The following is a 24,417-nucleotide window of genomic DNA, read 5'->3' as shown; positions in this document are numbered from 1 at the left end:
TACTATTATATAATTTTACTCCTTCAAATCTCATATTTTTAATTATACTAATACCATGTTTTCATCTTTTTCCCCAGTTTAATCGATAAGGACTTCTTGAATCATATTCACATATTGTTTAGTACATCGTTCTTTTGTATATTTTGTTAGAAAAATTTCTCGACAATTTCTCCCCATGTTTTCACATTTATTCTTGTCATCAATAAGTTCCTTAATAGCACTAACTAACTTTTTACTCTCTCCTACTTCCATCGAATATCCAGCATTATTTTCATTTAAATCTCTAGCTATATCAGATTCCTCACCTATAATTGCAATAATTGGCTTACTAGCCATCATGTAACTGTAGGTTTTGCTAGGTACAGCTAGTCCAGTTAATCCTTCGGCTAAACTTACGATGAAACAATCACTGATATTAAGCGCATCCTGGAAATCTTGCCCGTGTAAGAAATCAAAAATACTTACATTATTCAGTCTCTCTTTTTTTACAATATCTTTTAACGTTTCAATCTTATTCCCATGACCTGCAAAAACAAACTGAACTTTACTGTAATCTTTTAATTGACGAATAGCATCTACAATAGTATCTAGATCTTGTGCAATACCCATATTTCCAAAATAAGAAACTATTAGATTTCCATCCTTTTTAATAGAGCGAAAAAGTTTATTATTTAGTATATCTGCAGAACTAGATACTCCTTTATCCTCATACCAATTAGGGATAACTTCGATTTGATTTGGAGATAATGTTGGTCTATGTTCAAGCAGATAAACTTTCATCTCATTCGATAATGCAACTACTTTATTTACATGCTTAAATATACTTTTGTTTATAACTCTCATCACTTTATTTATAATACTATCTTGAGAAATAGTATTTGTAATATGGGCAATTTCAGGATAAATATCATAACTAACAAAAATTACTTTTGTGTTAAAAAATTTGTTAGCAAGTGCTGCTATAAATGGTAATATAGGTGGATTTGAATAGACAATGATTGTCTTATATCTTTTTAACTCCAGAAAACGTAAAAGAACAGCACAAGTGAAAGAAAAATAATTTATTAACCTTCCAAAAAAATTACTTCTTTTAATCTGAATATATTTTAATCTTTTTATTTCAATTTTTTTATGATTCTCTCTTAGTGGTACTTTATTTGCTAAGTTATATTCCTTAGGATAGCCACATAAAGCCCCAACTGTTAGTCCAGCATCCTTAAGGGACAGAGCAGTATCATATGGAAGTGTAGCAGATGAAACGTATTCCGGATAAAAATACTGACACAAAAACAGTACATCCTTCTTTTTTTTCATATAATCTCTTCTTTCTAAAATTACATTTCTGTAAGTTTAATAGACTCCACTAAAGAAATTTGTTCTAATCCCTCAAATTTAGAAAGATTCTTTTCGTAAACTAAGCTACCAAATACTTTATTAACTGTTTCATTTCTTTTCATTAGGAAAATTATAGGATTTAGCAATTTAGTTACTAAGATTTTCTTCTCGTGTGTCCATGCAATTAATTCAACCATGTTACTTGTATTCACATACTCATTATTCTGTGGGAAAAAAAAACCACTCCCACAATTATCAACTACGCACTTAACAAACCCTGATAAATTATCTATATATATCATACTGCGCTTATTGTCTATCTCCGGAAAAATAGGTGTTTTAAGTGCAAGTTTTGCCAACTTAGTATAATTACCCTTGCAACCTTTTCCATAAATCATAGGTGGTCTTAATATTGCAACTTTAAAAAAACAATCCTCTAAATTTATAATTAACTTTTCTGCTTCAAGCTTAGACTTTCCATAATTACTTTTTGGATTAAGAGGAGAGTCCTTATCAATAACACCAGTTTCAATTCCATAAACACTCATAGAACTAAGGAAAATGAACTGCTTGACCCTTTCAAATTTTGCCTTTTGGGCAACTTCATATGCCAAATCACGGTTCACCTTAAAATAAAGATTTGCATTTTCTTTCGTTTCTTTTATATGCGCTATCGCAGCCACATGAAACACAACATCATACTCTGAAAAGTCTTTTTGCTTCCACGAATCGTTTCTTAAACTAATTGAATCTATTGAATATCTATCAGGATAGTTTCGAAGCCATTTTTCCAGGTTCTTACCCACATAGCTGTTTTTCCCAGTTATCAATATCTTTTTCATTTAGAAATGCTCTCCTTGCTACCCGTAACTTCATTCTTAACACTTGTCCCACCTTCAACAACCCCATCACTCTTCAACACACTAACGATAGTCAAAAAGAAGCACTTAACATCCATCCAGAAACTAATTTTCTCAACATACTCTCCATCTAACTTTGCCTTAACCTCGATAGGAAGCTCATCCCTACCATTAATCTGTGCCCAACCAGTAAGTCCGGGTGGTACATCATTAGCACCAAACTTATCACGTTCTGCAATCAAATCATACTGATTCCATAGTGCAGGACGTGGGCCAATAATACTCATTTGCCCAACAAAGATATTCCAAATCTGTGGCAGTTCATCAAGTGAGGTCTTTCTCAAGAACTTACCTACTTTGGTAATGTATTGATCCGGGTTTCCTAACAAATGAGTGGGAGTGTCCTTTGGTGTATCGATTCTCATTGTACGGAACTTCAAAATGTTAAAATGAGTCTTATAAAGTCCAACACGTTTTTGTTTGAACAACACTGGACCATTTGAATCCAACTTGATAGCTGTGATAAGAATCAAAAATATCAGGGATAAAACAATAAGTGCAATAAAGGAAAGTACTATATCTATCAACCTTTTAATCTTCATATACATTTCAGTTACACTCCTTAAGATCTTTAGTAAATTAGGACTTAATTGGAATCTATGAGTCCCCTTTTCCAACCAACTACTAAACCACTAAAATTGTTATCTGCTATTGATAGTCACCTCATAATATCTATTAATCGACCGACTAAATACGAAATAGATATTCTTGTATTTATCATCCTGAACCGAATTTCTTCCTATTATACATACCATTGAATCAATCTATAATTCTGACTTAAAATTCCTCAAACCTTTATCCCGAACGGTTTCTAGCGTTCAATCTAAGTGTGATGCTCAGTTCCAACCCACCATTCAATCAATCCTTCAATAATAAAAGGCCGAAAGGCCTGAATTATCATACTTACTCACATTTTTCCTAGGAACTCAACTACTAATTTATAAAACTGAAAACAAAAGTCAACACCCATCACAAGTACGGTACCTCATCTTCATCACTATCACCAACATCAACAAAACTAATATCCTTACCATTAGGACACCCCTTTTCTCCATACTGGAGCAAATACACTCTAAATCCTTGGTTCTTTTTTCTCATCCTCTTCAACTTCGAGATGTATCTGATACATTTTCTTTACCTCAAGACGATTCACATCATAAACCTGCTCTCTAGAATCCTCTATGATTCACCAATAACTACCACTGCAATCGTCCCAAGATCCTTGAAATTGTTACAACCACAAAAAGCTCTACTAAACTAAACCCCTTATAACACTAATTATGTTTAATAGGCATCTGAATCTTCCTCCAAATATAAAATAACCTTACTAAGCAAGCCTTCAATTAGAAGTAACACCCAGATGCACTATAACCAACAATATAAAAAACGCAGTTTCTTTGAAAAATTCCTAAATAAAAAGGCTGGTCTTTATCCCCTAACCCTATACATCTCCAAAACCTCATCTAGAAACTCTAGCAGTTCATCCCTCAATCCATTATCTTGCATTGCAAACTCCACTGTAGTCTTCACAAACCCAATCTTTTCCCCAACATCATACCGCTTTCCCTCAAAATCATAAGCGAACACACGTTGAATTTGATTAAGCTTTTGAATCGCATCCGTTAACTGGATCTCTCCACCTGCCCCAGTCTCTTGCTGCTCCAAGAACATAAAAATCTCTGGAGACAAAACATAACGCCCCATAATCGCCAAATTTGAAGGGGCAGTCCCTGGTTTAGGTTTTTCCACAAAATTCCCAACCTGATATCTTCTACCAACCTGAACCGAAGGATCAACAATTCCATAACGATGTGTTTCACTACCAGGAACCGTTTGAACTCCAATTACAGACGAGTGAGTTTCTTCATATTCATTAATCAACTGTCTTAGACACGGGGTGTCACTCTGAACAATATCATCACCCAGTAAAACAGCAAATGGTTCATCACCGATAAAATTGCGAGCACACCAAACTGCATGGCCCAAACCCTTCGGTTCCTTCTGGCGTATATAATGAATATCAGCAAGATTAGTAGAATATCTAACCTTATCTAAAATTTCAAACTTCCCTTTATCCTCTAAATTCCACTCCAACTCTGGCGCCACATCAAAATGATCCTCAATTGCACGCTTCCCTTTACCAGTTACAATAATGATATCTTCAATTCCAGAAGCAATTGCTTCTTCAACAATATATTGTATTGTTGGCTTATCTACAATCGGAAGCATCTCTTTAGGCATAGCCTTTGTTGCTGGTAAAAATCTTGTTCCTAAACCCGCAGCAGGAATAATTGCCTTACGCACCTTCTTCAAAAGCATCTCAACCTTTCTCTCTATCTATTTACTACAAGTTTGTATATTTCATTTTCTCGGCGATTAGCCAAGTTTAATACATACTCCCTAATATCATCCGAAGAGAATTTCTCAAACCGCTCAAGCAAATACTCCACCTCATCCTCCTGCTCCAAAACTGCCTTCCCAATAAAAATCTTCGGATAAACCGGCTCAGGATAAATCTCCTTCTCATTCAGCAACTCCTCATACATCTTCTCCCCAGGACGAAGTCCTGAAAAAGAAATCCCTATCTCATCTATCGAATAACCCGAAAGGGTTATAAGGTTTTTCGCTAAATCAACAATCTTAACAGGCTCACCCATATCAAGTACAAAAATCTCGCCACCACGTGCTAAAGATCCTGCCTGAATAACAAGCCGTGAGGCTTCAGGTATAGTCATAAAATATCTAGTCATCTCTTCATGTGTAACCGTCACCGGTCCACCAGCCTGAATCTGCTTCTTAAACAACGGAATCACACTACCACGACTACCAAGTACATTCCCGAACCGAACCGCCACAAACTTCGTCTTACTTGTCCGATCAAGCCCCTGAATAATCATCTCCGCAATCCGCTTCGTCGAACCCATAACATTCGTAGGATTAACCGCCTTATCAGTCGAAATCATCACAAAAGTATTAACACCGAAGGTGTCAGCAGCCTCCGCAACATTCTTAGTACCGAAAACATTATTCTTAACAGCCTCTCTAGGGTTATACTCCATAAGTGGCACATGCTTATGCGCCGCAGCATGATACACCACATCTGGCCGATGCAGATTCATAATTTCAAAAATTCTTTCTCTGTCTTGAACATCACCAATAACAGGAATAATTTCCATCGAAGATGGAAACGAATTTCGCAACTCCATTTCTATGGTATAAATACTATTTTCGCCATGACCTAGTAGTAATAGCTTTTTCGGCTTAAACTTACATATCTGCCGACAAATTTCCGAACCAATTGAACCACCTGCACCAGTAACAAGAACTGTCTTGCCACTGACATACTCAGAAATCCCGGCAATGTTTAATTCAACTGGATCCCGACCTAATAAATCCTCAACCTGAACATCACGGAAATGATTAACCGATACTTTGCCAAGCATAATATCCTCAATCATTGGCATAATTTGTGTCTTTGCCTTGGTCTTGGCACACTCATCATATATCCGTTTTAATTCTTTACGACTTAGAGACGGGATTGCAATGACAATCTTATCTACCTTATATTTTTCAACTATTTTGGCGATGTCATCAACATTCCCCACTACAGTAAGACCGTAAATATCCAGCTTGTACTTACGTGGATCATCATCAATAAATGCAACAGGTTTTAATTCAGTACTATGATTATTTAAAAGCTGACGTACAACCATAGTACCCGCTGCTCCAGCACCAATAATCAACGTCCTCTTCATTTGTTGTTGTGATTTAATGTAGCGATCCCGAAATAAGCGCCATGAAATCCGCGAGCCACCAATTAAAATAATATGAAGCATCCACGTAATCAGTAGTGCACGTAAATAAGCATCTCGGAATACAATCAGTTGCATGACCAAAGTAATTCCAACCGAAAAAGTTACCGCCTTTACAATTGATTTAACCTCACCAATACTGGCATACTCCCAAGCCTTTTTGTACAATTTATAAATAGATGCAAATAAATGATGGCTTAATAACAAAGCCACCGAAGTAAACCACAAAGTTGGCTGAGAAAATATCATAGAAAAATCCGGATGAAGGGTAAAATAACTAATATAAATGGCAGTGAGCACAATGATTGAATCTAATAAGGCGAGAATCGTAATCCGTTTCCGATAGGCCAAAGCAACCAGTTCCTTTCTTTTTTTACAAAACACCCCCATAAAACAGGATGGTTTTGCAAATAATGTAAATAGAAATATTTTTTTCTAACTGTGTAACGTTTTTACACAAATAAATATCTAATGATAACCCATGTTCCACACGAACTATCATTAGATATTTATTGATATTATCAATATGAGCTTGTTGAAACCGAAATCATTAACAAAATATCCGATTAGAATGAAGTATATGGGCATCGAACCCATCCTCACACCACACTTTCGACGACAAGCGTCTAAGGACAACACTATCATGCGTCCCACAGCGTGATCGAGTGCCTCCGTCGATATCGGTTAGGAAGCCTCGCCGATCAGGATTAAGCCTGACATTTGTTGTAGTTAATTGATCAGCATCACTATAATTCTTTTAAAAGAGCCCAAAGATCTTCTTCTTTTTGATCCGTTCTGGCATTTCTTTAAAAACGCGTTCGCCATCAACGAGTAACTCGGCATTTTCTCTGAACATATATACAGCATCAATACCGTATTTAGATTCAATTTGCTGATAAGCTTGCTGCATCATAAACGTCCGATTTACTAGATTATGAGCATCTGATGCAACAAAATGAGTCAAGTTTGCCTCAATTAATTGAAGTGAGAATTGCTTAATCTTTTTACCAAACGCCCCACAGACGCTAGCCGCAGTGATTTGGGTAAGTGCACCTTTTTTGACAAACTGATAAAGTAAATCTGGACTCTGGACTAATTCTTGATTCCGCTCAGGATGGGCGATGATCGGTACCAAGCCCTCCATTTGTAAATCATAGAGTAGTTTCTCCGTATAGCGCGGCACATGCCCTGTCGGTAATTCAATTAAAAAGTAATTGGAATGGGCTAAGGAAAGAATTTCTTGGTTTTGGTAGTCTTCGAGTACCTCTCCAGAAATACGAATCTCTTGACCAGGTAACACAGTTAGCGGAATCTTCTCATTTGCTAATGCTTGATTAAGCTCAGTTACCTTAGTAAGAATTTGAGGTTTAGGGTTTTCATATTGATTATTTTTATGATGGGGTGTAGCAATGATTGTAGTAATTCCTTGCCGAACAGCTTCACGAGCCATCGCCATACTGGCTTGTATATTTTCAGCGCCGTCATCAACATTCGGCAATATATGACAATGTACATCAATCATCGCTATCAACCCCAATTTATTTTCTTATCATTTCGACATATACGAATCTTAACACCGTTCCAACCGTTGGTAAAGAGTTGGAAATTGTCGAATTTTGACTTGTTTTGTAATTCTAATCACCTTTTTTGTCTTATTTATGTCCATACGTCCCATAATAGTAATAGTAATTCGACTTATCCATTTTCTTATTATTTAATACCGCACCAAGCAACTTTCCTTTAGCTGCTGCTAATAATTCTTTTGATTTTGCCACCTTTTCAATCTCGGTCTTGCCACTGGCAATAACCAAAACGCTACCTTGGCACAAGTTTGCTAAAATTTGCGCATCGGCCACAGCAAGAATGGGTGGTGTATCAAACAAAATCACATCATAGTGGTCTTCAACCTTAGTTAAAAACTCCAACATCGCCTTTGAAGCTAACAATTCAGCAGGATTCGGCGGGATTGGACCGCTTGTTAAGATATCTAAAAATTCGACATCTGTTGTATTAATTGCCTCTTCTAATGATTTCTGTTTTGTTAAGATATTGGTTAAACCATACACATTTTCAACTTGAAACGTATAATGCACAGTTGGCTTACGCATATCAGCATCAACAAGCAATACCTTTTTACCTTGTTGTGCAAATGTTACCGCTAAGTTTGCAACAGTCGTTGATTTACCTTCAGCCGGATCGGCTGATGTAACCATAATCGATTTGATCTCGTCATCAACTGAAGAGAATTGAATATTAGTCCGAACCGTCCGATACTGCTCAGAAATCGATGACTTAGGTGCAAGTTTTGTGATGAGACTGCGTTTTTGACCGTGGGATGTTTGTGTTGTTTTTTTTCTAAGAACCAACTGTCTCACCTCTTACTCTGGATTTTCGATTCACACGATGACTGAGTGCCTTCGTTTCTTCTTCATCGATTGTTGTAATAACGCCCAACACTGGCATTTCAAGGATTTTTTCAATATCTTGTTCTGTTTTAATAGTGTTATCTAAGTATTCTAATAGGAACGCTATCCCAACCCCTGCCATTAAGCCAACAACTAAAGCAATTGCGATGTTTAACTGTGGATTAGGTTTTACTGGAACTGGATTTTCGGCAACTGCAGCTTTTGCAAGAATGCTCACGTTATCCACGCTCATAATATTAACGATTTCTTTTTGAAATACATCAGCAACAGTGTTGGCAATTTTCGCTGCCATCGCTGGATCTGGATCCTGTACAGATATATTCACGACCTGAGAGTCTTTTTCGCTACCGACTGTAATCTTTCCATTTAATTTAGTTGCTGTCATATCATTGCCAATTGTCCCAGCTACTAAATCTAAGATCGCGGGACTTTTAATAATGACATTGTAAGTATTGATTAACTGGAGGTTCGTTTGCACCTCACTTGGACTGTAAACGGACTGCTCATTTTTCGTTTGATTTACAAGAAGTTGTGTTGAAGCCTGATAAATCGGTGTTAAATAAAAATAGCTAACAATTCCACTGATTAGTACGGCTGTTATCGTAATGACGGATATTAATCCAAGTCTTTTCCGCAACGTTTGAAATAATTCTTTTAGGCTAATTGTTTCTTCCATTTCATCCTCCGAAGCGCGAATTTTTGTATAAACCTGTTGTATTATATCATATTTCGCTGTCTCATTTTCTATTATCCTATCGATTTTTGCGAACCACTTACTTATTGTAATACCATTTTAGTGGAAATTGAAAGGAAATTTTTTAGAATGGGAATAATTTTCATCATTCAAGTAGGATTTTCCGTTTTTATCTGTATTAAAACCAATTCAGATTTCATCATGTTACTCCAAAACATTATCTAAGAAACATAAAGCCTGAATTTTTATAATAATATAATAACCGATATTTTCGACGGTGCTTATATTATTTTCATTCTTAATTAACAGATATGTGAATGATTATAATTATTTTTGTATCCTTATTTCCAAATATGTATTTAAAATCTAATTATGTAGCTATCCTACCAAAATTTCATTTTACAACCAAATCATTCCGAATCAAAAGTGTGCTATATGTCACACTCTATATAATAGAAGAAACTCGTCTAACTTTTGCAATTTTATTAATTATGAAAGGAAAACAAAAAGAGGATCTTCACAAAAATAAGATCCCCTCTCTTTCCTATTCAATTGTATTTAATATCTCCTTGGCTGTATCGCCGTGGATTCCAAGCGCATTGCCAATTAATTTACTATATTCATTGAATGTCAAATTGACAGCATCGCCAGATGCCCACCATTTATTTGGCCGATAATATTTATCCTTACTAGCACAATATGTTAGAGTTATATTCTTATCACCAATTATTTTATCAAAATTATGTTTCACTCGACGCATATGGTAGTTCGATGAAACGACTATCGCAGATTTCAGTCGATGTTTCTCCATGATATCAATTGTCAATACGGCACTGTCAGTCGTACTATCAGCTTGATTTTCTAAGATAATTGATTGGTTTGGTACTCCCATTAAAAGTGCTTCTTGGTAGTAGTTATCCTCTGTGCCATTGGAAATGATAAGATATTGAGCTTTGGTGTAGTTATAGAGTTGTACAGCTCGTTCAAGTCGATCGCTGCCACCACCTGTAAGGACGATAATTGCTGCAGACTTCTTTGGTTTTTCGTCTATGACAAGAAATCTTCCAGCAAAACCGAAAATGAATAACACAATGACCACCACAATCAAAATGATAGCAATTAATTTTTTACTCATATTGTCTCCAAATTCATTTCAAACAATCCCTATTATGCTATTTCGGAAATAGCATTTTTCTTGTTTAAAGTCTCCGCTAATACTTCGATGACTCGGTTTTGATCTTCTAATGACATATTAGAGCCTGAAGGCAGACATAGTCCCGTTTCAAAGAGCTGCTCACAGACTGCTTGGTCTTTGTCATGGAAATAGAATTTTGTTCCATCGAAAAGAGGTTGCAGATGCAATGGTTTCCAGACTGGACGAGCTTCAATATTTTCTTTTGCCAACTCTTGGGCGATTTCAACAGGGGTTGTATTAATTTTTGCCAAATCAAGCGTTAGTGCAGTTAGCCAACGATTTGATTTCGTCCCCGCTAGCTCTGGCATAAAGCTTATTCCATCGATATGACCGAGTTCTTCAACATATCGATTATATACCGCTCTTCTAGCATCGACGCGATCCTCAATTACTTCCAATTGACTCCGACCAAGTCCAGCTAATATATTGCTCATTCGATAATTGTAACCAAGCTGACTGTGCTGATAATATGGAGCAACGTCCCGAGCCTGTGTTGCCAAGAATCGAGCTTTCTCAAGGGCAGCTTCGTCATTTGAAACAAGCATACCGCCACCTGAAGTGGTGATGATTTTATTACCATTAAAAGAATATATCCCGAAACGGCCAAATGTTCCGGTCATTTTGCCTTTATAATAAGAACCTAATGATTCAGCCGCATCATCAACAAGTGCGACGCCGTATTGATCGCAAAGGCTGACGATTTCATCCATTTTGGCACTTTGCCCATATAGATTGACACTGATAACAGCCTTCGGAAGCTTGCCTTCTTTTTTTGCATGTAATAACGCACGCTCAAGTGCTTGTGGTGACATGTTCCATGTTTCGGGTTCAGAATCGATGAAAACAGGTTGTGCTCCTTGATAGATAATTGGATTAGCACTTGCTACGAACGTAAAGCTCTGACAAAATACGGTATCTCCTTTGGTGACCCCTATTAATTGGAGCGCCAAATGAATCGCTGCTGTACCTGAACTAACAGCTGCCGCTCCTTTAACACCGGCGTATTGAGCGATTTCACGTTCGAACCCGTCAACGTTTGGGCCAAGAGGCGCAATCCAGTTCGTCGCAAATGCTTCACTGATATACTTCTGTTCATTGCCGCTTAAATGTGGTGATGACAGATAAATACGATTTTGGGTCATTGGATTCCCCTCCTGTGTAATGCATCTATTAATTTCCATCGACAAAGGAACAACAATTATATGATCTGTGAATTAAGACCTTGATGGACTGTTCACACAAATACCCCTACTAAATCTGCAGTTCAAACTGATTATTCGCCACTTTGATTAGCGTCTCACACATATCTGCTTCAGGGATGGTTAAGAGCTTGTCCACCAATTCAGTTAGCAGCCATGAATCGATCATTACAGCTTTACCCATATGGATTTTCGGGAAAATTTGCTTTGGATTGACTTCGTTTTCGTTTAGTAGCTCCTCGTACATCTTTTCGCCTGGACGAATCCCAGAATAATGTATCCCAATCTCATCAATATGATAGCCTGAAAGCTTAATCAGATTTTTAGCGAGGTCGACAATTTTTACTGGTTCACCCATATCAAGCACGAAGATTTCACCGCCACGTGCCAATACCCCCGCTTGGATAACCAACTTCGATGCTTCTGGGATCGTCATAAAGTAGCGAGTCATGTCCGGATGGGTGACAGTTACGGGTCCGCCTGCTTCGATTTGCTTTTTAAATAACGGAATGACGCTACCACGGCTGCCAAGGACATTACCGAAACGGACTGCGACGAACTTGGTCGTGCCTTGTTTGGATTCGGCAAGCTGTTGAATCACCATTTCCGCAAACCGTTTTGTCGCTCCCATCACATTAGTTGGATTGACCGCTTTATCGGTTGAAATCATCACGAACGTGTCAACATTGTTAGCTTGCGCTGCTTCCGCAACATTTTTGGTACCGAAGATGTTGTTTTTGACCGCTTCGCGTGGGTTTACTTCCATTAACGGAACATGTTTATGGGCTGCGGCATGATATACGATGTTCGGCTGATGTTCTTGGATGATCGTGAAGATGCGTTCACGACTTTGAACATCGCCAATGACTGGAACAATTTCGATTTCCTGTTGATATCGATTACGGAGCTCCATGTCAATTTGGTAAATACTATTTTCGCCGTGGCCAACAAGAACGATTTTTAGCGGATTAAACCGGCACACTTGCCGGCAAATTTCTGAACCAATCGAACCACCCGCTCCAGTGACGAGCACTGTTTTGCCATTTAGGTTTTCAGAAATCATCGCAATGTCCAATTCAATTGGATCCCGCCCGAGCAAATCCTCTACTTCAACTTCACGCATTTGCTTGACGGAAACCTTCCCTGTCATTAAATCCTCAAGCTTTGGAATGAACTGCGTTTTCGCCGTTGTTTTAACACACTCATCGACAATATGCTTAACTTGCTTATTACTAAGCGATGGAATCGCAATGACTATTGTTTCAATCGCATACTTTTTAACGATCGTGGCGATTTGGCTAGTTGTGCCGATAACTGGGATGCCAAGGATATCGAGTTTGATTTTTGTCGTATCATCATCGACAAAGGCTACTGGCTTCAGGTCAATGTCTTGATTATGGATGAGCTGGCGCGCGACCATTGTTCCTGCTGCTCCTGCCCCAACAATAAGTGTCCGTTTGAAAGCCTTCTGTCTACGATTTTGTCTATCTTGGATGATCCGTCGTGAAAAGCGTGAACCGCCGATGAACAGAACATGAAGCATCCATGTTAGCAAAAGTGCTCGAATATAACCGTTCTGGAAAGCAACGAGCTGCACAACGAGGGTAGTGAGAATGGAGAACGTCACGACCTTGACGATGACAACAAGTTCACCGACACTAGCATACTGCCAAGCTTTGTTATAGAGTTTATAAGCGTACGCAAAGAAATGGTGGCTAAGTAACAAGGCAAGCGATGACGTAAGGAGCGCCGGTAGTTCATAGGACGGCAAATACGCTTCTAGCGTCAAATAGCTTAAGAAAATCGCCGTCATGACAATCATCGAATCTAGTAATATAAAGGTTGTCAGTCTTTTCCGATATGTCATCGTTAACCTCCGTTCGGTTTTTTTTGAAAAAAATAGCTAATGGAAAATCATGTAAGCGGATACACGGTCTTTCATTAGCTATTTTTTCATCATTTATTTAATTGGGCATCTAACCCACCCTCACACCATCCTCTTGATAACATGTATCTAAGGCTATAAATCTATATCCCACAGGACAGCCGAGTGTCTCCATTTTTAACGGCCAGGAGGCATCACCGCAAAACAAATTTACACTGGAAAACGAAAGCATAATTCAAACCAAAATTGTTACGCCAACATACCTAAAACCAATGTGTTACTTTTATCTGATTCTATTTAATTTTCTGAATTGTATACTCATAAATTATTAAACTATATTTTTTTACTATTTAAAAGTAAGAATTTGGAAGTGTTTTTCCATTTCTTATGTTAGGAAAATGTTCTTATATTTGGTTGTGTTTGGAAGTCACATTTGTTCTTTTTAAAGAACAACCGCTGTAATCACGTTTGTTTGTCTTGATTTTATCAATCAAAATACCTATAAAGGTAGTTTTAGACGGTTACTTTTTTCCTAAATTTGTATTTTACAAAAGTAAAAAGTTTTTTCGACTTTTTCCTTGGTAGGCCATTATTTCTTGACTACTAAAGTATTTCATTCATTTTTTTCGTATACAAAAAAGTCACCTTGTGCGAACACAAAGTGATAAAAGGAGATTAATGATTTCGTTCTAAAACGAAATTTAGAAAAATATAAACCAATAGCTGATTTACTTCCTTTACTATTAAAACACAGCCAAATTCTGCCTGATTTTGGCATATTGTGCCGTTTTGACGAGTTTATTTGTAGTTTTCTTCCATTTTCTATGTTATTCCTATCAAGTCATAATTTTAGGAATATTTACAATCTATGGTAAATTGGAAGTAGGATATTGTACGGACTTTAAGAAACACATTCGAAAAAGGATGTGGTTGTTGTGGATTTTTTAGCGATTGGAAAAAAGATTAAGGAATTGCGAAAGGTATATGGTTTGTCGCAACGGGAGCTTGCGAGTGGGATTTGCACACAGGCACAAATCAGCAAAATCGAAAAGGGCGATGTCTACCCATATGCCCCTACGCTCTATCTCATTTCGCAGCGACTTGGTGTCGATGTGAACTATTTCTTCGATATTGGCAGGACGCCGCGGCTTGATTATGTTAGGGAGGTCAGTCGCCAGCTGAAGATTGCACGGCGCAATCATGACTACGAGACGGTCGAGGAAATCATCAAGACAGAAATGAAGAACCCGCTATTTAAAGAAAACCGCCATCATTTGCAGGAACTCTTGTGGCATAAAGGCATTTGTGAGTATAACATTCATGGACAAATGGATCGTGCGCTCTCGACGTTGGATGAGGCGATTGCCTTAACATTTGAACGGATTTGGAATGAAAAAGAAATAGAAATTTCGCTGTCTAAAGGCGTGATTTATTTTGAGGAAAAGCAACTTGATGATGCGCTGGCTGTGTATATGCCGGCAAGGGAGAATTTGGGGTTGATCACTGATTTGCAGGATGAGACGATTATGAGCCGCTTGTTGTACAATATTGCGCGGACCTTTACGAGGCTTGGCCGATTCGCGGAATCGAACGCGCATTGCTATGAGGCGATTGATTGGTGTATTGAGCGTGATAATCTTTATTTGCTTGGCGAGCTCCATTATCAGGTTGGTTATAATTACGAGCTGCAGCAGAATTTCAAGCGAGCTAAAGCTTGCATGAAACGGGCGTTGATTATCTTCGAGCTGCAAAAGGATGAGAAATACATCCAGTTTATTCAAGGGAAAATTGCACAGTGGCACAAAAACGTACATAATGCCCCTTGTTAAGTTTGTTTGCGGGTGGGCTTGGGTTATTTCAGTTTTTGTAATTTTTTAATTCGAACTAATAAAATAAGGACTGGTACTGCTATTTATGTAATAGTGGGGCTGGTCTATTTTTATTTATGTAGATAATTGGGCATCCATTGATTGATAGTTTACTTGGATACTAATGTTCTTAAGTCTCTCATAATTTCCTCGAGTAGGTTGCCAACAGTGATTTCCTTATCAGTCGTCCCCAATTCATATGCTCGTCTTATGAGTTCTTGAAAATGTGCTTGGTTTGTTTGGCTTTCATGATAGTTTTGGTTCATTTCTGCTAGTCCTCCTTTAGTCTCACAATTCCTATTTTACAAACGATTCCAATTGCTGTAAATCGATTTCCAGTTACAAAGTATGACAATATTCTAACATTTACCTCTATCGTTGACTATTACCATTTATCGACAATATACATCACAGAAAACACTATCACTAGTTGATTAATAGTTTTGATGCGCTAGGCGGAATCACTGCAAAGCACGGAACTACTGTCCAAAATCTAAAAACAGCTAATCAAATTAGCTCTGATTTAATTTATGCCGGACAAGCGATAAAGGTTCCAATGTCTGTCAATAGTGTTCTAGTCCTGATCCTGGCGATTTTTATCGGTCGCCTTTGCTTTTTTATCGATCGCTTTGCGAAATTTATCGGTCAATGTGGAGATTGTCACACCTCGAAGAGGGGTGGTTGAGCGTTTATCAACGCATTTGGGCGATTTGTCGACGCGTTTTAAGCATTTATCAACGCAGATTTGGCGTTTATCGACGCAAAATGATGATTTATCGACGTATGTGGAAAATGTCACTACCATTAAGAGCTGGCTCTGGATGTTTGTGGCTCTTACGAAGATGCCGATTGTGTCCACCTCCCCTCTCCAAAAATAGCAAATTGAGTTTTTTGTCAGCTACATAAATTTCCCACGCATAGTAAAAAATAGAGTATCTATTTTGAGCTATCAGGGGGAGTTTTTATGGTACGGAGATTACTGGTTGTTGTGCTGATGTTGTCTTTATTTTTACTCGAAGGGGTTGGGGTTGGGGCTGAGGCTGAGGCGGCCAAGCCACGGAATGTGATTATGATGGTGATGGATGGGACGAGTTCGAGTGCAGTGGCGCTGACGCGACTGTATAAGGGTGGTCCGCTGTCGCTTGATGAGGTGTTGGTTGGCGGGGTGCGGACTCGTTCGCTCTATTCAGCGATTACGGATTCGGCAGCAGCTGGGACGGCGCTTGCGACTGGGCATAAGACGGTGCATGAGGTGGTCGGGATGGTGCCTGGTGCCGAGGAGCGGAGTTTGGTGCCGGCGGTGAATTTGGTGGAGGCGGCTCGAAGTGCGGGGCTTGCGACGGGGCTTGTGGCGACGTCGGAGATTCAGAATGCGACGCCGGCGAGTTATTCTTCGCACGCGCGGCATCGGAGTGAGTATGGGGATATTGCGGAGCAGCAGGTGTTTCAGGGTCTGGATGTGGTGCTTGGCGGCGGGATGAGTTCGCTTGTGGCTCGGAATCGGAGTGATCGGGAGGATTTGGTGCCGGTGCTTGCGGAGTTGGGGTATCGGGTTGTGCGGAATCGGAGTGAGTTGGCGAAGGTGGTTGGAGATGGAGTTGGCGGGTCGGGCGGTGGTGCTGGTGGTTCGGGTGGTGGGGCTGGGCCGGGTAGCGGTGGTGTAGGTGGTTCAGGCTCGGGTCTTGGGTCGGGTGCGGATGGTGCAGGTACGGCCGTGGCTCGGGATGTGAAGGTCTGGGGGAGTTTTGCGGAGTATGGCATGAGCAACCATTTTGACCGGGAGTCGTTGACGCCGGAGCAGCCAACTTTGGCGGAGATGACTGAGGCAGCGATTGGGTTGTTGGCTCGGAAAGAGCGTGGCTTCTTTCTGATGGTTGAGGGCAGCAAGGTGGATTGGGCGGCGCATAAGAACGATCCGGTCGGGATGGTGAGCGAGGTGCTCGGCTTTGATGAAGCGGTGCGGAGTGCGCTTGATTTTGCGCGGAAGGATGGAAATACGCTGGTGTTGGCAGTGACTGATCATGGCAATAGCGGGCTGTCGATTGGAAGTGGTGCGACTGATAAAACGTATATGAAATCGGAGCCTGATTTGTTTGTGGGTCCGTTGAAGCGGGCTGGGCTGACGCTTGAGGGTGCGCTGGCGACGTTGGATGAGGATCGTGGGAATTTGCGGGATGTGGCGGTGCGCTACGGGCTGAAGGATTTGACTAGGGATGAGTGGCGGTCGTTGGAGCGGGCACGGGATGATGTGAAGGAGCTTGAGCGGGGGATGACGCGGATGATGGCGAAGCGGTCCCGGCTCGGGTTTACGACGCATGGGCATACGGGTGAGGATGTATTTTTGTATGGATTTGGGCCTGGGAAGCCGAGCGGGTTGTTGGATAATACGGAGCTTGCTGGGGTGATTGCTGGGCAGCTGGGGTTTAGTTTTGGAGCTGATGATGGCAGCGGTGGCAAGGGTCGTGGGCTAAGGTATGTAGCTGCGAAAGAGCATTTTGCTAAGGGTGTTTTAACGATTCGCGGGGCCAGGTCAGCGGATCCGGTGCTGGAGGTTAAGCTGCCTAGTGGCGAGACGCTTGTGTTCCCTGAGAATCGGAATTATTTTTTCCGAAATGGTGTGAAAGAGATGGTGCCGGCGCCGAATGTGTTTGATGGGAAGGAATGGTTTGTGGCGGTGGTGGATGAGTGAGCGGATGCAGATTGTGTTTGTTTTGGATTGGCTGGGTGCGTGGAATGGTTTTTTCTAAAAATAGGTCATTTTGGGGCTGCGGAGGGTGTACTGCTGGTGGGGTTTTGCAATTCAGATGTGACGATTAGGTTCGATTCGTTACCCCTGGCGTGTTGGTTTGTGCTTTAGAGGTAACGATTGGGCTCGATTCGTTACCCCTGGCTTGTAATTTCGCAGTTCAGGGGTAACGTTTGGGTTTGTTTCGTTACCCCTGGCCTGGAATTTTGCAGTTCAGGGGTAACGTTTTATTGAACTGCCTCCCATTTCTAGTTCATCTGGATCAGTTGCAGTAATGGGAGAGCGAGTGAACGGACATATTTGCCCTTATTTGACTCGGAATGATGATTTTTCAGTTTTATCGGACATTTGAGCTCCTATTTAGCTTAAAGATTGATGATTGGTATGATTTTTTTGTGATTAAGGAACTCAGTGTCCGTTAAATTTTCAAAATAGCCCTTTTAAGGAAAATAGCGAACTCAATGTCCGAAAAAAAACGCATGGACCTGCCTCGCGCCGCGGTAGGTTCCATGCGTTTTTTGTATGAAAAAAATCAAATTTATTCCACAAAACGTGCCATCAAAATCAAATCGTGATATTCGTGATTAGATTTCTTAATTGCCCTCTTTTTGATACCTTCTTCAGTAAAGCCCATGCTTTTGTATAGGCTTATGGCACCTAGATTATCAGCAAACACCTCGAGACAGACTTTCTCAATAAGCGGATTGTTTTCCGCCCATTCCAACAGCGAAGTTAATAAGGCTTTGCCGACGCCCATATTTCGGTATGCTTTTTTTACACTCATACTCACTGTGCCTTGGTGCTTAATTCGTTGTCTGTGCCCATTTTCAAAATGCAAGAAACCGATGATTTCTTTTTCGAGGACAGCAATGAGGGCGATTTTTCCATTATCATCATTGGTTCGCTTTAGAAAAAGCTGTTCTTGTTCGACGGTTATCGTAAATTCAGCTTCAGTCGTTAGCAAATACGGCGCTTCCGCAAAGATTGCCTTGTTCATGGTTAACACTTCTTTAGCATCCCCTGGTAAGGCTGAACGGACGACAAAATCATCTCCATGCATCGTTGTGAATTTCTTTGCTATAAACTTTTCCACGATACCCCTCCTTGTAAACAGCGGCAGCCTCCCCCTTGTTTCTCCAATACGCTATGGTAGACTTATTATAATCATACATAAATTTTGGTAGCTTTGGGAGGGTCATAATGAACAGAGGAGACTTTCAGGAACTAGCGCTAATAAGATTAAGAGATGCAAAGGTTTTATTAGATAATGAGTGTTATGATGGGGCATATTATTTATCCGGATATGTACTTGAATGTGCACTAAAAGCCTGTATTGCCAAAAAGACTAAAGAATTTGATTTTCCCGACAAAAAAATTACCGATAAAATTTATACGCATGATTTATCAAAATTAATAAGTGTTATTGGGATTAACCGTCCTGATGATCTAGATGTAAACTGGGCCGTTGTAAAGGATTGGTCCGAGCAAGATCGCTATAAGAAACACACTCAAACTGAAGCACAGGATATCTATGAAGCAGTATCTGATCCAAACGAGGGGGTATTAGAGTGGATAAAACAACATTGGTAGAAAGGGATTTTAAAGACGGAGAAATCCTTATAAAAGAATTAGATAAGGCACATATTAATGTCCATTCTGCCTTATGGCTCTATAACTCTGAGTCAGATAGTTGGAGATTGATTATTGCATCTAAAATTGCTGACTTCTCAAGTCCTAAAAAAGCATATTCCCATATCAGTAAAGTCTTAAAAGACATGAAGAATTCTGGTGTTTCCGTTGGTTTTTCATTGGAAAACATTACTGTTATTAGTCCCAATCATCCATTAATAATGATCTTAAGCCAAGCAATTCATACTGGACCAAATGATATTAATGGTATTAGATTTTCAAGAAATAGAATCGGAAATAGTTATATTGAAGATGCCTTCATATACAGAGTACAACCAGCATAAAGATCATCATTAATGAAATGAGAAATGGCCGTCTTGTAAGTGACCTCGATTACCGAGGTGCGATAGAAATAGGGTACTTATCAGGTTGATAAGTACCCTTATTTTTGTTTTTATTCACATAATAGGTCACTTATAGCACCCATTAGTACCCTCGATTTTACCTAACTCCCAAAACAGGTAACTTAGAACCCTATTTAGCGCCCTCAGTTTTACTTAACTCCAAAAATAGGTAACTTAAGTTGGTTGGGGAGTTCAAAGGCTTTGGCTTAGAGCTCGATTCGTTACCCCTGGGCTGTATTTTTGTACTGTAGGGGTAACGATTTATAGAACCTGCCATCCTGTTTGTAGTTTCAGGAACCATTCGAACTTTTCATAATAAAATCTCCAGATAATTTCTTAAAATTTTTTGGACTCGTAGTTCTTTAGCATATTCCATTAATAAGGACACATTTTTATCCTTACTTCCAACATATCTTTTCAATGCATCGTTTAAAATGGCAACGTCCATGTTATTACGATTTCGAACAATATCGCAAATGGTCCGTTCCCTATTATAGGCTGTAACCTTTCTCCCAAACAGAGTTTTAACTTCAGTTGTCCCCATTGAATGCAGTGTTTTTTTAACAGTATATACACTCATACCAGCATCTCTTAATTTCGTGGCATTGTACCCAGAAGGGACGGTGACTGACCATTCAAGTGGATCTCTATCCGTTAAATCATGTAGAAATAATGCCGTTTCATGAGAAAATACAACCTTTGTCTTTTTCATCTGCAGAATATACATTTCATCTTCAAATGTATCGGGAGTTACATAAATCCCGTTAGACACACGTTCCAATTTTCCCTCTCTCAAAAGAAGTGTTAAATAATGGCGTGGGATACCATGATGCTCAACTTCATGGGTAATCACGATTCCATTGTTATCTGCAATTAAGCTTTCTAATTGTTCACGATAACTCATATTATCATCCTCCTTTGCATTTGTGCTTTAATTATATATTTTTTAAGCATAAATGCAAATTTTTGAAGTTGATATCCAATTGTAATTTGCATTTATGCTTTAATAAAGTTCAATTACAGTGTATATGCAAAAACATATATCCTTCCTACATCACAGCATTAATATAAGGTTTCTGTTTCGGTTGGGTTCCTTATTATGCGGAATACAAGCGGGGTGGGGTTATTGCCGGGCGCTGATGTTCCCTGAAAATTGGAATTATTTTTTCCGAAATGGTGTGAAAGAGATGGTGCCGGCACCGAATGTGTTTGATGGGAAGGAATGGTTTGTGGCGGTGGTGGATGAGTGAGCGGTTGAAGATTGATTTGGTTTTGGGTTTGGCTGGGTGCGTGGAATGGTTTTTCCGAAAATAGGTCATTTTGAGGCTGCGGAGGGTGTTCTTCTGGTGGGTTTTGCAATTCAGATGTGACGTTTAGGTTCGATTCGTTACCTCTAGCGGGTGGGTTTGTGCTTTAGAGGTAACGATTGGGCTCGATTCGTTACCCCTGGCTTGTAATTTCGCAGTTCAGAGGTAACGTTTGGGATTGTTTCGTTACCCCTAGCTGGTGATTGTACACTTCAGGGGTAACGATTTATGGATCTGCCCCTAAAGATCAACATTAATGAATGCGAAATGGCCGTCTTCTAAGTGACCTCGATTACCGAGGTGCGATAGAAATAGGGTACTTATCAGGTTGATAAGTACCCTGGTTTTTGTTCTAGCTCCGAAAATAGGGCACTTATCAGGTCGTTAAGTGCCCTGGTTTTTGTTCTAACTATAAAAATAGGGCACTTAAAGCTCCTATAAGTACCCTCGATTTCCGAGACACAATTGAAATAAGGCACTAATATGTTGGTTAGTGCCCTGGTTTTGCTTTAGGTCCAAAAATAGGTAACTAAAAGGCTTCTTAGTACCCTTGATTTGAAAAAAATAACGAGAGGGAGAACTCCCTCTCTCGTGGCTGTCCTCCCCCGCTCTACCGCTTTGGATGCATGAATGGATGTCTTCTCCGTGGTCGGCCTCCGCCGCGGCCGGTGCGGAGAGCTTGCATGAGAGTGAACAGGCCTCCGGATATCATCATAATAAGTCCTGCCTCTTGGTATGTGCCCACGAGTGTTGCTCCTGCAATTAACAGCCCCGTTCCGAACAGAGCGAGCACAATCCGGCGAGTCTGGTTCTGTTGATTTTCGGATAGGTTTTTTTCGAAAAGTAGCGACGGGGCGATTCGCATTTCGCCTGACTCGAATTGGTCGACCAACTGCACGATTTTTCGAAAAGAAGGAATGATCGCTGCTACGGTGTTTTTCACTTGGTCGAGCACGGCGTCTTTGGCCGGGTTGTTGGTGTCGAGTTTGACCATGTCTTCGACGTATGGTTTTGTCATGGTGACCAAGTCAAAGTCGTCGTCCAGGAAGCGGCAAAGGCTAAAGACCGAGATGATGGCCTTGCCGAGGAACGTTGTCTGGGACGGAATTTGGAATGGCTGCTGGTATAGAAATTGGCGTAATTCCTCGAGCATTTCTTCGTTTTGAAAGGTTTTGACGGAAAAGCTGTCGCCTGAAAAGCCTGATAGAATCAGTTTGATATTTTTGGTTAAAGCGGTTTTGTCTGCTTGTTTCCGTAGGAATCCAAGGTCATCAAAGGCATTGGCGATTCCGCCGGCGTCCTTCATGTAGATGGCTAGAGCAAGCTTGACCATGTTCTCTTTCATTTCGGTTGAGATTCTGCCGACCATGCCAAAATCAATATAGACTAGCGTGCCATCGCTTTTCACCAATAAATTGCCGGGATGAGGGTCGGCATGGAAAAAGCCATCCTCTAACAATTGCTTTAGATATGATATATACAAGATTGAAGCAAGCTTCTTTTTGTTGATTTTGGTCCCTTCGAGTTTATCGACCTCGTTGATTTTGACGCCATCAATATATTCCATCACGAGGACTTTACTCGTTGCGTATTCCTTGTGAACTTGCGGGATGGCAACGCCGGGAAATTCTGCGAATTCGTTGCGAAATTGCTCCATGTTTTTGAGTTCATTTTGGTAATCAAGTTCTTCGGTGATGACCTCGTGGAACTCTGTGTAAATATCGTCAAGATCGACGAATTTGGACACTTTCGTAAAGCGCTTCGCAAACGCGATTAAGACGCGGATGGTTGCTAGGTCGACGGTTACAAGTTCTTTGATTCCTGGACGCATCACCTTTACGGCAACCTCTTCGTTGTTGTGTAGGGTGGCCCGGTGGACTTGTCCTAGTGAAGCGGCTGCGACCGGCGTGCGGTTAAAGTCTGTGAAAAGTGTGTTGATTGGTTTGGATAGTTCGGTTTCAATGGTTTCGACGATTAGTTCTGATTTTACCGGAGAAACAGAATCTTGCAGTTCGGCTAAGATATCGGTGAATGCTTTTGGTAAAATATCGACTCTGGTGCTGGCAAATTGGCCGAGTTTGATAATTAGGCCACCTAGTTCCACTGCGGTCTCCGTAAATTTGGTGGCTTGAGCGGTGTAGATTGCTTGATATTTTTGGTTGAGCTTGTCTTTCGTTAGGAATCGTTTTGTTTTTCCAAGCCACCAGAATTGGGCGAAAAATCCGATGAACATGAAGAATACTGTCCGAAATCGTTTATTGAAAATGAGGTGTTTTACTTCACGCATCCTTGGCCTTCCTTTCAACGCCTGCTTAATTGGACAAGCATGCGTAAGTCTATTCTGGGGTGATTATTTTGATTTGTCGTCCTCGATGTCAACGTCTAGGTCTTCGTCTGCTTCTGTTTTATCCATGATTGCTTTGGCCATTTTTTCGAAGTGCTTCGATTTGTTGAAAAATAGATTGGCAAATTTGTTCATGATTTCTGATTTGACGAGGATAATTGTGCCTCGTTTCGGATTGCCAAATACGACGAATTTTTCACCTGGCTTAATATCTAATTCTTCGCGCGCCTCAGCCGGAATGACAACTTGCCCTCTTTCGCCCATGCTTGTTGTGCCTAAAATTTTGCCGTGATTCATCATATCGATACATCTCCCTAAAGTTAGTTTGCTATATTATTTGTTAAGATACATCTATCTCATACATGTATGATAAATCATACTTTTCATACATGGTAGTGAGTTCACTATTAATACATATTTTTATTTCGGAATAATGATGACGGAGGATTAGAGGGTTTGGATGCGGACATTAGGTGCGTTATTTTGCTGGGAAGACTGATTTGTTTTGCAGTGCGGACATAGGATTCCTTATTTGCTAGAAAGTAGGGTTGATTTATAGTTTTTTAGATCAATAAGGTCCCCTGTGTCCGATAGGTCTGTTAAAATGAGGGTTTTTCCGTAAATAAGGTCTATGGAGTCCGTAAGAATGCCAG

At 40.0% G+C, this 24,417-nt stretch carries 22 protein-coding genes; 5 read left to right on the top strand and 17 right to left on the bottom strand.

Annotation, left to right across the window (positions count from 1 at the left end; translation table 11 throughout):
• Positions 1 to 78: 78 nt before the first annotated feature.
• From HHO41_RS07680 to HHO41_RS07630, 12 genes are all read right to left on the bottom strand, one after another.
• On the bottom strand, positions 79 to 1,314 hold the full coding sequence (locus HHO41_RS07680; protein ID WP_169097135.1) for a glycosyltransferase family 4 protein: 1,236 nt from the start codon (positions 1,312 to 1,314) through the stop codon (positions 79 to 81).
• A gap of 20 nt (positions 1,315 to 1,334) precedes the next feature.
• Positions 1,335 to 2,177 (bottom strand): NAD-dependent epimerase/dehydratase family protein, encoded by an 843-nt coding sequence (locus HHO41_RS07675; RefSeq protein WP_169097133.1) that lies wholly within the window; start codon positions 2,175 to 2,177, stop codon positions 1,335 to 1,337.
• Positions 2,174 to 2,803: a sugar transferase gene (locus HHO41_RS07670; protein ID WP_169097131.1), complete on the bottom strand. Its 630-nt coding sequence runs from the start codon at positions 2,801 to 2,803 to the stop codon at positions 2,174 to 2,176. Before HHO41_RS07670 ends, HHO41_RS07675 begins: the two co-directional genes overlap by 4 nt.
• Positions 2,804 to 3,224: 421 nt before the next feature.
• Positions 3,225 to 3,353 carry a hypothetical protein gene (locus HHO41_RS22605; protein WP_282434272.1) on the bottom strand — a complete coding sequence of 43 codons (129 nt, stop codon included), beginning with the start codon at positions 3,351 to 3,353 and terminating at the stop codon, positions 3,225 to 3,227.
• Positions 3,354 to 3,683: 330 nt separating this feature from the next.
• Positions 3,684 to 4,568 (bottom strand): UTP--glucose-1-phosphate uridylyltransferase GalU, encoded by an 885-nt coding sequence (galU, locus tag HHO41_RS07665; protein WP_169097129.1) that lies wholly within the window; start codon positions 4,566 to 4,568, stop codon positions 3,684 to 3,686.
• A gap of 20 nt (positions 4,569 to 4,588) precedes the next feature.
• The gene (locus tag HHO41_RS07660) at positions 4,589 to 6,418 is read right to left on the bottom strand and encodes a polysaccharide biosynthesis protein (protein WP_169097127.1); all 1,830 of its coding nucleotides are present in this window, start codon (positions 6,416 to 6,418) and stop codon (positions 4,589 to 4,591) included.
• A 406-nt stretch (positions 6,419 to 6,824) separates the two neighbouring features.
• Entirely contained in the window at positions 6,825 to 7,589 is a 765-nt protein-coding gene (locus HHO41_RS07655) for a tyrosine-protein phosphatase (RefSeq protein ID WP_169097125.1), read from the bottom strand.
• 130 nt (positions 7,590 to 7,719) lie between these two features.
• Entirely contained in the window at positions 7,720 to 8,433 is a 714-nt protein-coding gene (locus tag HHO41_RS07650; RefSeq protein ID WP_169097123.1) for a CpsD/CapB family tyrosine-protein kinase, read from the bottom strand.
• A complete protein-coding gene (locus tag HHO41_RS07645) occupies positions 8,423 to 9,169 on the bottom strand; it encodes a YveK family protein (RefSeq protein ID WP_169097121.1) in 747 nt (248 codons plus the stop codon). Before HHO41_RS07645 ends, HHO41_RS07650 begins: the two co-directional genes overlap by 11 nt.
• A 562-nt stretch (positions 9,170 to 9,731) precedes the next feature.
• A complete protein-coding gene (locus HHO41_RS07640; protein ID WP_169097119.1) occupies positions 9,732 to 10,322 on the bottom strand; it encodes a YdcF family protein in 591 nt (196 codons plus the stop codon).
• Between the two features lie 32 nt (positions 10,323 to 10,354).
• Complete coding sequence (locus tag HHO41_RS07635) at positions 10,355 to 11,524, bottom strand: aminotransferase class I/II-fold pyridoxal phosphate-dependent enzyme (RefSeq protein ID WP_169097117.1); 1,170 nt, start codon at positions 11,522 to 11,524, stop codon at positions 10,355 to 10,357.
• A gap of 109 nt (positions 11,525 to 11,633) precedes the next feature.
• Complete coding sequence (locus HHO41_RS07630; protein WP_169097115.1) at positions 11,634 to 13,448, bottom strand: polysaccharide biosynthesis protein; 1,815 nt, start codon at positions 13,446 to 13,448, stop codon at positions 11,634 to 11,636.
• 944 nt (positions 13,449 to 14,392) lie between these two features.
• On the opposite strand from HHO41_RS07630, the gene HHO41_RS07625 reads away from it, so the two are divergent.
• Positions 14,393 to 15,295: a helix-turn-helix domain-containing protein gene (locus HHO41_RS07625; protein ID WP_348981236.1), complete on the top strand. Its 903-nt coding sequence runs from the start codon at positions 14,393 to 14,395 to the stop codon at positions 15,293 to 15,295.
• A 149-nt stretch (positions 15,296 to 15,444) separates the two neighbouring features.
• Here HHO41_RS07625 and HHO41_RS07620 read toward each other — a convergent pair whose 3' ends face one another.
• Complete coding sequence (locus HHO41_RS07620; protein WP_169097111.1) at positions 15,445 to 15,600, bottom strand: YwzD family small protein; 156 nt, start codon at positions 15,598 to 15,600, stop codon at positions 15,445 to 15,447.
• 164 nt (positions 15,601 to 15,764) lie between these two features.
• Between HHO41_RS07620 and HHO41_RS07615 the strand changes: the two genes are divergently transcribed.
• The gene (locus HHO41_RS07615) at positions 15,765 to 16,019 is read left to right on the top strand and encodes a LysM peptidoglycan-binding domain-containing protein (protein ID WP_169097109.1); all 255 of its coding nucleotides are present in this window, start codon (positions 15,765 to 15,767) and stop codon (positions 16,017 to 16,019) included.
• 279 nt (positions 16,020 to 16,298) lie between these two features.
• On the top strand, positions 16,299 to 18,023 hold the full coding sequence (locus tag HHO41_RS07610) for an alkaline phosphatase (RefSeq protein WP_169097107.1): 1,725 nt from the start codon (positions 16,299 to 16,301) through the stop codon (positions 18,021 to 18,023).
• A 595-nt stretch (positions 18,024 to 18,618) separates the two neighbouring features.
• On the opposite strand, the gene HHO41_RS07605 is transcribed toward HHO41_RS07610, so the two are convergent.
• Positions 18,619 to 19,173 carry a GNAT family N-acetyltransferase gene (locus tag HHO41_RS07605; RefSeq protein WP_348981235.1) on the bottom strand — a complete coding sequence of 185 codons (555 nt, stop codon included), beginning with the start codon at positions 19,171 to 19,173 and terminating at the stop codon, positions 18,619 to 18,621.
• 107 nt (positions 19,174 to 19,280) lie between these two features.
• On the opposite strand from HHO41_RS07605, the gene HHO41_RS07600 reads away from it, so the two are divergent.
• Together HHO41_RS07600 and HHO41_RS07595 are read left to right on the top strand one after the other, a co-directional pair.
• A complete protein-coding gene (locus tag HHO41_RS07600; protein WP_169097105.1) occupies positions 19,281 to 19,670 on the top strand; it encodes a HEPN domain-containing protein in 390 nt (129 codons plus the stop codon).
• Positions 19,649 to 20,053, top strand: a complete 405-nt coding sequence (locus HHO41_RS07595; RefSeq protein WP_169097103.1) for a hypothetical protein — start codon at positions 19,649 to 19,651, stop codon at positions 20,051 to 20,053. The genes HHO41_RS07600 and HHO41_RS07595 overlap by 22 nt, the downstream gene beginning before the upstream one ends.
• A gap of 370 nt (positions 20,054 to 20,423) precedes the next feature.
• Here HHO41_RS07595 and HHO41_RS07590 read toward each other — a convergent pair whose 3' ends face one another.
• The 3 genes from HHO41_RS07590 to HHO41_RS07580 all read right to left on the bottom strand — a co-directional run bounded on the left by HHO41_RS07590 (position 20,424) and on the right by HHO41_RS07580 (position 24,064).
• Positions 20,424 to 21,017 (bottom strand): type IV toxin-antitoxin system AbiEi family antitoxin domain-containing protein, encoded by a 594-nt coding sequence (locus HHO41_RS07590; protein WP_169097101.1) that lies wholly within the window; start codon positions 21,015 to 21,017, stop codon positions 20,424 to 20,426.
• Positions 21,018 to 22,030: 1,013 nt separating this feature from the next.
• Positions 22,031 to 23,707, bottom strand: a complete 1,677-nt coding sequence (locus tag HHO41_RS07585; RefSeq protein WP_169097099.1) for an ABC1 kinase family protein — start codon at positions 23,705 to 23,707, stop codon at positions 22,031 to 22,033.
• A gap of 63 nt (positions 23,708 to 23,770) precedes the next feature.
• Complete coding sequence (locus tag HHO41_RS07580; RefSeq protein WP_211171074.1) at positions 23,771 to 24,064, bottom strand: AbrB/MazE/SpoVT family DNA-binding domain-containing protein; 294 nt, start codon at positions 24,062 to 24,064, stop codon at positions 23,771 to 23,773.
• Positions 24,065 to 24,417: the final 353 nt, after the last annotated feature.

This window comes from Bacillus sp. DNRA2, assembly GCF_012843265.1.
Classification (GTDB): Bacteria; Bacillota; Bacilli; order Bacillales; family Cytobacillaceae; genus Bacillus_BU.
Note: the sequence above shows the minus strand (reverse complement) of the source record. Positions and strands in the feature narration are given on the sequence as shown.

What these genes read in the sequence shown, in the direction of transcription:
- HHO41_RS07680 (WP_169097135.1), bottom strand. Translation starts at nt 1,314, where the DNA reads ATGAAAAAAAAGAAGGATGTACTGTTTTTGTGTCAGTATTTTTATCCG.
- HHO41_RS07675 (WP_169097133.1), bottom strand. Translation starts at nt 2,177, where the DNA reads ATGAAAAAGATATTGATAACTGGGAAAAACAGCTATGTGGGTAAGAAC.
- HHO41_RS07670 (WP_169097131.1), bottom strand. Translation starts at nt 2,803, where the DNA reads ATGTATATGAAGATTAAAAGGTTGATAGATATAGTACTTTCCTTTATT.
- HHO41_RS22605 (WP_282434272.1), bottom strand. Translation starts at nt 3,353, where the DNA reads ATGAGAAAAAAGAACCAAGGATTTAGAGTGTATTTGCTCCAGTATGGA.
- HHO41_RS07655 (WP_169097125.1), bottom strand. Translation starts at nt 7,589, where the DNA reads ATGATTGATGTACATTGTCATATATTGCCGAATGTTGATGACGGCGCT.
- HHO41_RS07645 (WP_169097121.1), bottom strand. Translation starts at nt 9,169, where the DNA reads ATGGAAGAAACAATTAGCCTAAAAGAATTATTTCAAACGTTGCGGAAA.
- HHO41_RS07640 (WP_169097119.1), bottom strand. Translation starts at nt 10,322, where the DNA reads ATGAGTAAAAAATTAATTGCTATCATTTTGATTGTGGTGGTCATTGTG.
- HHO41_RS07635 (WP_169097117.1), bottom strand. Translation starts at nt 11,524, where the DNA reads ATGACCCAAAATCGTATTTATCTGTCATCACCACATTTAAGCGGCAAT.
- HHO41_RS07630 (WP_169097115.1), bottom strand. Translation starts at nt 13,448, where the DNA reads ATGACATATCGGAAAAGACTGACAACCTTTATATTACTAGATTCGATG.
- HHO41_RS07620 (WP_169097111.1), bottom strand. Translation starts at nt 15,600, where the DNA reads ATGAACCAAAACTATCATGAAAGCCAAACAAACCAAGCACATTTTCAA.
- HHO41_RS07610 (WP_169097107.1), top strand. Translation starts at nt 16,299, where the DNA reads ATGGTACGGAGATTACTGGTTGTTGTGCTGATGTTGTCTTTATTTTTA.
- HHO41_RS07600 (WP_169097105.1), top strand. Translation starts at nt 19,281, where the DNA reads ATGAACAGAGGAGACTTTCAGGAACTAGCGCTAATAAGATTAAGAGAT.
- HHO41_RS07590 (WP_169097101.1), bottom strand. Translation starts at nt 21,017, where the DNA reads ATGAGTTATCGTGAACAATTAGAAAGCTTAATTGCAGATAACAATGGA.
- HHO41_RS07585 (WP_169097099.1), bottom strand. Translation starts at nt 23,707, where the DNA reads ATGCGTGAAGTAAAACACCTCATTTTCAATAAACGATTTCGGACAGTA.
- HHO41_RS07580 (WP_211171074.1), bottom strand. Translation starts at nt 24,064, where the DNA reads ATGATGAATCACGGCAAAATTTTAGGCACAACAAGCATGGGCGAAAGA.